This window comes from Oceanicella sp. SM1341 (assembly GCF_003448965.1).
Lineage (GTDB): Bacteria > Pseudomonadota > Alphaproteobacteria > Rhodobacterales > Rhodobacteraceae > Paroceanicella.
In genome coordinates this window covers 90,260-96,647 of the sequence record NZ_QRGC01000023.1, presented here as the reverse complement: position 1 = coordinate 96,647, position 6,388 = coordinate 90,260, and the positions used below count along the sequence as shown (strand labels likewise).

Genomic DNA, 6,388 nt, shown 5'->3' with positions numbered 1-6,388 from the left:
GGCTGGGGCGCTTCGGCATCGCGATCTGAGGCGGCGGGCATGATCCAATCCCCCGGCCCCCCGCGCGAGAGGGAAAAGCCCATGCGCCTCGACCGCACCGTGAGTGTCGGCAACCTGATCTCCATCGGCACGATGATCGTGGTGGTGACCGCGACCTACGCCACCATGCAGGCGCGCATCGGCGCGGTGGAGGATGCCGGCGCCGAGCGCACCCGGCGCGTCGAGCAGCTTGCCGACCGCATGCGCCTCGCCGAGATCACCGCCGCCGGCGACCGCCAGAAGCTCGACAACATCCTCGCCGCCATCGGCGAGCTCAAGGCCAGCATAGAGGCCCGCGGCCGGTAGGCCCGGCGCCACCCTCTCTCCCGGAGATCCCCCCATGAGAACATCCCCAAAAGGCGTGGCCGCCCTGGCCGCGCACGAGGGCCTTGTGCCCGCCCCCTACCGCGACACGAAAGGCACCTGGACCTTCGGCATCGGCCACACCGCCGGGGCCGGCGGTCCGGACCCCGGCGCGATGCCGCCCGGCATGCCGGCGGATCTCGACGCGGCCGTGCGCCGGGCGGTGGAGATATTCCGCGCCGATCTGGCTCTCTGCGAGGCGCGCGTGCTCGCGGCAGTCGCCGTGCCCCTCGCGCAGCATGAGTTCGATGCGCTGGTGTCGTTCGACTTCAACACCGGCGGCATCACCAGCGCGCGCCTGGTGGAGCTGCTCAACGCCGGCGACCGCCGCGGCGCGGCGCTGGCCTTCGACAACTGGCACAAGCCCCCCGAGATCATCCCGCGCCGCGATGCCGAGCGCGAGCTGTTCCGCGCCGGGACGTACCCCGACGCGCCCGTGCCGATCTGGCGCGCGGACACGGCCGGCCGCCTGCAGGGCGTGCTGCGCGTCATGCCGGTGCCGGAGTTCCTGGCGCTGGTGGAGCCCGAACCGCCCGAGCCGGAACCAGAGCCGGAGCCGCCCGCGCCCCGGCCGTCCCTCTTCGCCCGTATCCTCACCTGGCTGACAGGAGCCTGACATGCACACCATCCTCAACGTCCTCGCGCCCGTGGCGCTCGAGCTCGCCGGCACCCTCGCCTCGGTGCTGGTCGCCTGGCTCGCGCTCGTCGCAAAGCAGCGCCTCGGCCTCGACATCGAGGCGAAGCACCGCGCCGCGCTTGACGCTGCGATCATGACCGGCGTGCGCCTGGCGCTTCGCCGGGCCGGGGTGACGCTGCCCGCCACCGGCGCGCTGCCGGATGCCGCGCAGGTTGAGACGGCCGTCGACTACGTGAAGCGGTCCGTGCCCGATGCGGTGAAGAGGCTCGGCGCCTCCGAGGACGTGCTGCGGGCGAAGGTGGCCGCCGCGCTCGGTGGGGCAGGGTAGGGGGCTCGACGCCCGCCGCCCCTGAGATCGACCCCCGCCGCCGCGGCGGGGGCCCGGGCTGCGTCAACAGCCCGAACCACACGGCCACATGTTGAGAAGAGACCGTGCCGACCAGGATCGAATCGAAGTGGTCGCCCGTGCCCGCGCGGGCCGCGCGACCTGACACGGATTCACCTCATGGAACAAGTGCGCGCCGCCGCACCCGTCGCCCCTTGGAAGGGCGGCAAGAGGGCCCTGCACCGGACCCTCATCGATCGCATCTCCCGCATCCCCCACAAGACCTACGTCGAGCCCTTCGTCGGCATGGGCGGCGTCTTCCTGCGCCGCCCCTTCCGTCCGCGGCTCGAGGTCGCCAATGATCGCAACGGCGAGATCGTGAACCTCTTCCGCATCCTCCAGCGGCACTACGCCTACCTCATGGACACGATGCGCTTCCACGTGACCGCCCGCGAGGAGTTCGAGCGCCTGCGCCGGACCGATCCCGCCACGCTCACCGACCTCGAGCGCGCGGCGCGGTTCCTCTATCTCCAGCGGCTGGCGTTCGGCGGCAACATCGGCGGTGCCTTCGGGGTGGCGCCGACCTGCGGCCCACGGTTCGACATCTCCCGGCTCGGTCCGCTGCTGGAGGCAGCGCATTCGCGGCTCTCAGGCGTGGTGTTCGAGAACCTCGACTGGCGCGAGGTGCTCGCCCGCTACGACACCCCCGACACGCTGTTCTATCTCGATCCGCCCTACCTCGGGGGCGAGAACGACTACGGCAAGGGGATGTTCGCGCGGGCGGACTTCGCCGAGATGGCGGGGCTGCTCGCCGGGCTGAAAGGGCGGTTCGTGATGTCGATCAACGACACGCCCGAGACGCGGGACTGGTTCGGGCGGTTCCACCTCGATGGGGTGAGCCTGAGCTACACCGCGGGGCGTGGAGCGGCGGTGGAGGCCGCGGAGCTCGTGGTGGCGGATCGCGCGGTGGAACGGGATTTGTTCGGGTGAGGCGGTCAAGCAGTCGATAGGATATGTGCCCTGCCGGCTGACGCTGGCGGGGCGTTTGTTGTTTTGGAGGACTGAGGCTAGGAGGAGAAAACCGAAGTCAGCGCTTGGTTTCATGATCGGCAGCAGCGCTCAGGAATCGTACAATGGTCCTGCGGCGTCTGCCCCCCTCAATCGTCACTTCCGGTCCATCGCTGCCGCTCGGCCGTTTGGGGCAGGGGCCTTACCTACCGAGCATTCGAAAGCGCGCCAGTAGTTCTGCCTATTTGCAAAGCCTAGCTCGACATTCGAGGTTAGCGTCATAAAGTATGCCCCCAATCTTGGGTTTTAACAAAGAAGGCAGTATTTGGTGGCATGATGAGTGGAAAGAACCTCGATAACCCTCGGATTTGGGAAGCGTTTTGCAGGGCCCTTCGAACAGAGTACCGTGAAGCACGAGAGATTCGGGGCACAAGTGGGCTTGTACATCCGATTGAAGCAATCGGTGTGGATGAAAAAAATAATCGTATAATATTGGTTTCTTCTGAGGCAAGCCCACGTATCGCTGCACTTATGCGAATAGACGTTCAGTCAACAATGCCAAGCGTAAGAGTTTTAGTTGCGCGCCCTCTGGCGATAGATTTGGCGCATGCCGCGAGAGTAATGTTCTTCACGGAAAACGGTACCCTCGATGTTGCGAAACTTTTCGCGGCTGGGACCATTTTGTCTCAAGGAGGGGATGCTGGGAAAACTCTGTGGAGCCTTCTCGAGCCTGAAGCAAGTGAAATTATAGGAAATATGAAGAAAAGCTCACTCCCATTGCGGAGTATAGTAACAAGTATTATTGAGCAGATGAGCGTATTCGACTGGAGTAAGGTTTCGAGACCAGCTGATGGTGATGGTCTGGTCCAGCCGGCGACGGATATTCTAACCCAGGTATCTCAGATCGATAATCTATCTGGAGATAGAGTTCAGGGCATCTGCCCGATACCTACCTACGAGCTCTCAGAGAATGACTGGGAGTTGTTTCATGAGAACAAGGAACTGGAAAAAATTGAAGAGCGTCTTAAGTCGCTCGACGTCTATCAGTACTTTTTCCCTCCAGCGGATCGCTTGGCGTTGGGCTTGGTGGACAGAGGTATGTCAACGGAGTCCGAAATAGCTTCTGCCTTTAGCGTCGCGGAATCTCAAGGGCATCGCATAGCGGGAAATTCGATTGTTCCGGACGCGACAGATTTGCATGAAACGATGGTTGGCCTGCGGGAGAAGGGGTATGTGCTCGAAGGGGAGTTTTCGACCGAGCTAACAGAGAATGGGAGGAATATCCGTAGCACGGTTAGGATTAGGCCAAGCGAGGGGCTGATTACGAAGCTAATACAAATAGTATCAATTAAGGTAAACATAGATTTGAAAGACATTTTCAGCGGAAAGAGATAGGCTGGGCCCACAGCAGCCCCGCCGACGATTACCGGCGGGACTATCGCATTTCATGCGGCTCTCTGCAGGGCGCCGATCTGCAGTTCGACGCCCAGAGCGTGGAACGCTGCTTCGAACTGGTCCAGCCGCGTGTGGTGGTTTGCATCGAACAGTCTGTCGACCTGATTGCGCTGCCAGCCAAGCGCGCGCATCAGATCTGCCCTGGACATTCCGGCGCCCTGCGCTGCCCACATGAGCCGAACCTTCATCTCAGTAAGCAGGTCAACGGCGACCTGGGTCTCTCCTGCGCTCGGCATGGGGATCTCGGAGAAGCGTTTCAGCCGACCAGCCAATGCCTCTGCGACGGCGCCGGCGGCATGCGCGATTGCCTCTTCCTGGCCTTCCCCGAAGGTGGTGACCTCTGGCAGGTCAGGGCAGGTCACCAGAAACGTGTCGTTATCATCTGGCGTGAGTTCAACGGGGTAAGTCAACATGGCGGGCTCCTTTTCTGGATGACCCGGCCTCATTTGACGCCGAGGTCTTTCTTGATCTTTTCGACGAGGTTGGTGCCGAGTTCCTTCCGGGAGCCGTGGCGTGGGAGTTGTGAGGTCTTTCCGTTAAGTCTGACCGTCCTGTGTCCGCTGCCGCCTTTGTGGTTCTCGAAGGTTGCGCCGAGTCGTCTGAGCAGTTTTTCAAGTTCCTTGCTGTTCATGAAGATAATATATTCCACACTTATGTAGAAGTCAACAGATGTGTGGAATAAATTGCACAGCGCAATACAGCCCGTGCCAAGCCCCAATCCCATCACCAGATGTTGCTAGGATCCCATTCCGGCGGATCGCGCGGCAGCCTGACAGGCCCGGCCTTCAACGCCTCCAGATAGATGCGCTTCACCTCCGCCAGGCGGATGGTCCACAACTCGGTGTCGCCGACATGCTGCGGCGGTGTGCGCTGGCGGGTGAAGGTCATGGCCGGAAGGAGGCCCCGCTTCGCGTACCCTCAGGCCGCCGGTGAGTGCTAACCTTGGACACTGCTGCCCATTGCGACTTGGTTGCGCCCGCTGCTCTTCGCCTGGTAGAGGGCGGTGTCGGCTATGTGCAGCAGCTTCTCGTGCTGGCCGGCTGCGCCGCCATTCACTGCAATGCCCACGCTGATGCTTACCGAAACGCGGGCGCCGCCCGGCAACAGGATCTGGTGCGCCTCGATACGCGTGCGCATTCGCTCTGCGATCGCGTGGGCCTCCGTCTCGCGCACGTCGCGGAGCAGGAGCGCGAACTCTTCCCCACCGTAGCGGAACACACGGTCCTGGGCGCGGGCCGCCTCCGCGATCTGACGGCTGATCTCGCGGAGGACTTCGTCTCCGGCCGGGTGGCCGTGCGCGTCGTTCACCCGCTTGAAATGGTCCACGTCCACCAGCAGCACGGCGAAGGAACCGCCTGTAGCCTGCGCCCGGTCGGCTTCGCTCGCGAGGGCGCGGTTGAACTCGCGGCGGTTGCCAAGCCCGGTCAGATCGTCAGTGCCTGCCAGTGCGCGCAGCTCGCTCTCCTGCTCTGCCACGCGCCCGGCAAGCGTGTTGAACGCTCCGGCCACCGCTGCCAGCTCGGGCGGAATCTGCACATCGATGCGTCCGCCGCGCTCGCCACTGGCCATGCGCATTGCGCCGGCCACCAGTTCATCCGTGCTCGCCTTCAATGCCCGGTTTATGATGCGGGCGCCGGCGAAGGTGAGGAGCACCGTGAGCACGGAGGCAATGCCGGCTCCTATCTCCAGTGCGCGGATGGCCTCCAGAGCGTCGGCGTGGCTGTCTTCGTTCTCCCGACGCAGCTCGGTGAGCACGTCTTCCAGCCGCAGCGCGACGCCGGCGACCACTTCCTCGAAGCGCAACAGGGCGGCGTCTGCGGTGCCTGGATTGCCTGGAGAGATAGCGGTGGAGCTGGCTATCACTTCCTCCCATTGCTGGCGCGCTCCCTGCAGGATGGGTGAAAACTGGCCGAAGTCCTCCGCCGCTCGTTCAAGTTCCACCAGATGCGCCGCAATCTGGCGCTCGATATCCTCCATGCTCCGCCGAAGGGCAATGTCGCCTGTCTCGGCATAGCCGTTCACAGCCACCGATAGGTGCCAGAGTTCGCCCTGCAGCTTCTCCAGGGGCAGCATTATGCGGTGCTGAGCGTGGATCACCTGCCGGAAAGGCTCGGCGACGGTATCCCGGAAAATGAAGTAGCCGGTCGCCATGCACAGGTAGAGCGGAGCGACGGCCAGCAGGACTCCCGCTGCGATCCAGGTTCTGAGCGACGCATTCTGAAGACGTGCAAACATTCTCTCACTCGGACTCGATGGTCGTGGACTACGAGTTCTAAAGCGGTGGAGCCGGCAACGCCACAGTCGCGGGGCGGCTCCGCCGCACCTCCGCTTTTGCCGGATCCTTAGGCGGGCCCGCTTGGACGCCGCGCGCGAAGATACCGCCGGCCCGGGGACGCGGGCGGACGCATCGCTGGTTTGTCGAGTGAAGGGCATGGCGAAGGAGATGGTAGCGGCGAGCAGGATGGCAGATTGGGGTGGTGCGCTCGCCGCGTAAGTCATTGTTCTGATTTAGCCGGGCTGGAGGCCCTTGCGGTGCAGTATTTCGCTGAAATCATTGAGGA

General features: G+C 63.6%; 9 protein-coding genes. 5 read left to right on the top strand and 4 right to left on the bottom strand.

Annotated elements, in window-relative coordinates; genetic code table 11:
• Positions 1-81 precede the first annotated feature (81 nt).
• The 5 genes from D3P35_RS18620 (at position 82) to D3P35_RS26255 (ending at position 3,767) form a co-directional block, all read left to right on the top strand.
• Positions 82-345, top strand: coding sequence for a hypothetical protein (locus D3P35_RS18620; protein WP_118136597.1), 264 nt, complete (start codon positions 82-84; stop codon positions 343-345).
• Between the two features lie 34 nt (positions 346-379).
• The gene (locus D3P35_RS18615) at positions 380-1,018 is read left to right on the top strand and encodes a lysozyme (protein WP_157982207.1); all 639 of its coding nucleotides are present in this window, start codon (positions 380-382) and stop codon (positions 1,016-1,018) included.
• Position 1,019: 1 nt separating this feature from the next.
• The gene (locus D3P35_RS18610) at positions 1,020-1,367 is read left to right on the top strand and encodes a hypothetical protein (protein WP_118136593.1); all 348 of its coding nucleotides are present in this window, start codon (positions 1,020-1,022) and stop codon (positions 1,365-1,367) included.
• Positions 1,368-1,544: 177 nt separating this feature from the next.
• Positions 1,545-2,354 (top strand): DNA adenine methylase, encoded by an 810-nt coding sequence (locus D3P35_RS18605; protein WP_118136591.1) that lies wholly within the window; start codon positions 1,545-1,547, stop codon positions 2,352-2,354.
• 351 nt (positions 2,355-2,705) lie between these two features.
• Complete coding sequence (locus D3P35_RS26255) at positions 2,706-3,767, top strand: hypothetical protein (protein ID WP_157982206.1); 1,062 nt, start codon at positions 2,706-2,708, stop codon at positions 3,765-3,767.
• Between the two features lie 50 nt (positions 3,768-3,817).
• Here the strand turns inward: D3P35_RS26255 and D3P35_RS18600 are convergent, their stop codons facing one another.
• The 4 genes from D3P35_RS18600 to D3P35_RS18590 form a co-directional block, all read right to left on the bottom strand.
• Positions 3,818-4,240 carry a type II toxin-antitoxin system HicB family antitoxin gene (locus D3P35_RS18600; protein WP_118136589.1) on the bottom strand — a complete coding sequence of 141 codons (423 nt, stop codon included), beginning with the start codon at positions 4,238-4,240 and terminating at the stop codon, positions 3,818-3,820.
• 29 nt (positions 4,241-4,269) lie between these two features.
• Positions 4,270-4,458: a type II toxin-antitoxin system HicA family toxin gene (locus D3P35_RS18595; protein ID WP_118136626.1), complete on the bottom strand. Its 189-nt coding sequence runs from the start codon at positions 4,456-4,458 to the stop codon at positions 4,270-4,272.
• 92 nt (positions 4,459-4,550) lie between these two features.
• Positions 4,551-4,715 carry a hypothetical protein gene (locus tag D3P35_RS26250; protein ID WP_157982205.1) on the bottom strand — a complete coding sequence of 55 codons (165 nt, stop codon included), beginning with the start codon at positions 4,713-4,715 and terminating at the stop codon, positions 4,551-4,553.
• Positions 4,716-4,763: 48 nt separating this feature from the next.
• Positions 4,764-6,062, bottom strand: coding sequence for a diguanylate cyclase (locus D3P35_RS18590; RefSeq protein WP_157982204.1), 1,299 nt, complete (start codon positions 6,060-6,062; stop codon positions 4,764-4,766).
• Positions 6,063-6,388: the final 326 nt, after the last annotated feature.

Coding starts and splice junctions, on each gene's coding strand:
- D3P35_RS18620 (WP_118136597.1), top strand. CDS start 82: ATGCGCCTCGACCGCACCGTGAGTGTCGGCAACCTGATCTCCATCGGC.
- D3P35_RS18615 (WP_157982207.1), top strand. CDS start 380: ATGAGAACATCCCCAAAAGGCGTGGCCGCCCTGGCCGCGCACGAGGGC.
- D3P35_RS18610 (WP_118136593.1), top strand. CDS start 1,020: ATGCACACCATCCTCAACGTCCTCGCGCCCGTGGCGCTCGAGCTCGCC.
- D3P35_RS18605 (WP_118136591.1), top strand. CDS start 1,545: ATGGAACAAGTGCGCGCCGCCGCACCCGTCGCCCCTTGGAAGGGCGGC.
- D3P35_RS26255 (WP_157982206.1), top strand. CDS start 2,706: ATGATGAGTGGAAAGAACCTCGATAACCCTCGGATTTGGGAAGCGTTT.
- D3P35_RS18600 (WP_118136589.1), bottom strand. CDS start 4,240: ATGTTGACTTACCCCGTTGAACTCACGCCAGATGATAACGACACGTTT.
- D3P35_RS18595 (WP_118136626.1), bottom strand. CDS start 4,458: ATGAACAGCAAGGAACTTGAAAAACTGCTCAGACGACTCGGCGCAACC.
- D3P35_RS26250 (WP_157982205.1), bottom strand. CDS start 4,715: ATGACCTTCACCCGCCAGCGCACACCGCCGCAGCATGTCGGCGACACC.
- D3P35_RS18590 (WP_157982204.1), bottom strand. CDS start 6,062: ATGTTTGCACGTCTTCAGAATGCGTCGCTCAGAACCTGGATCGCAGCG.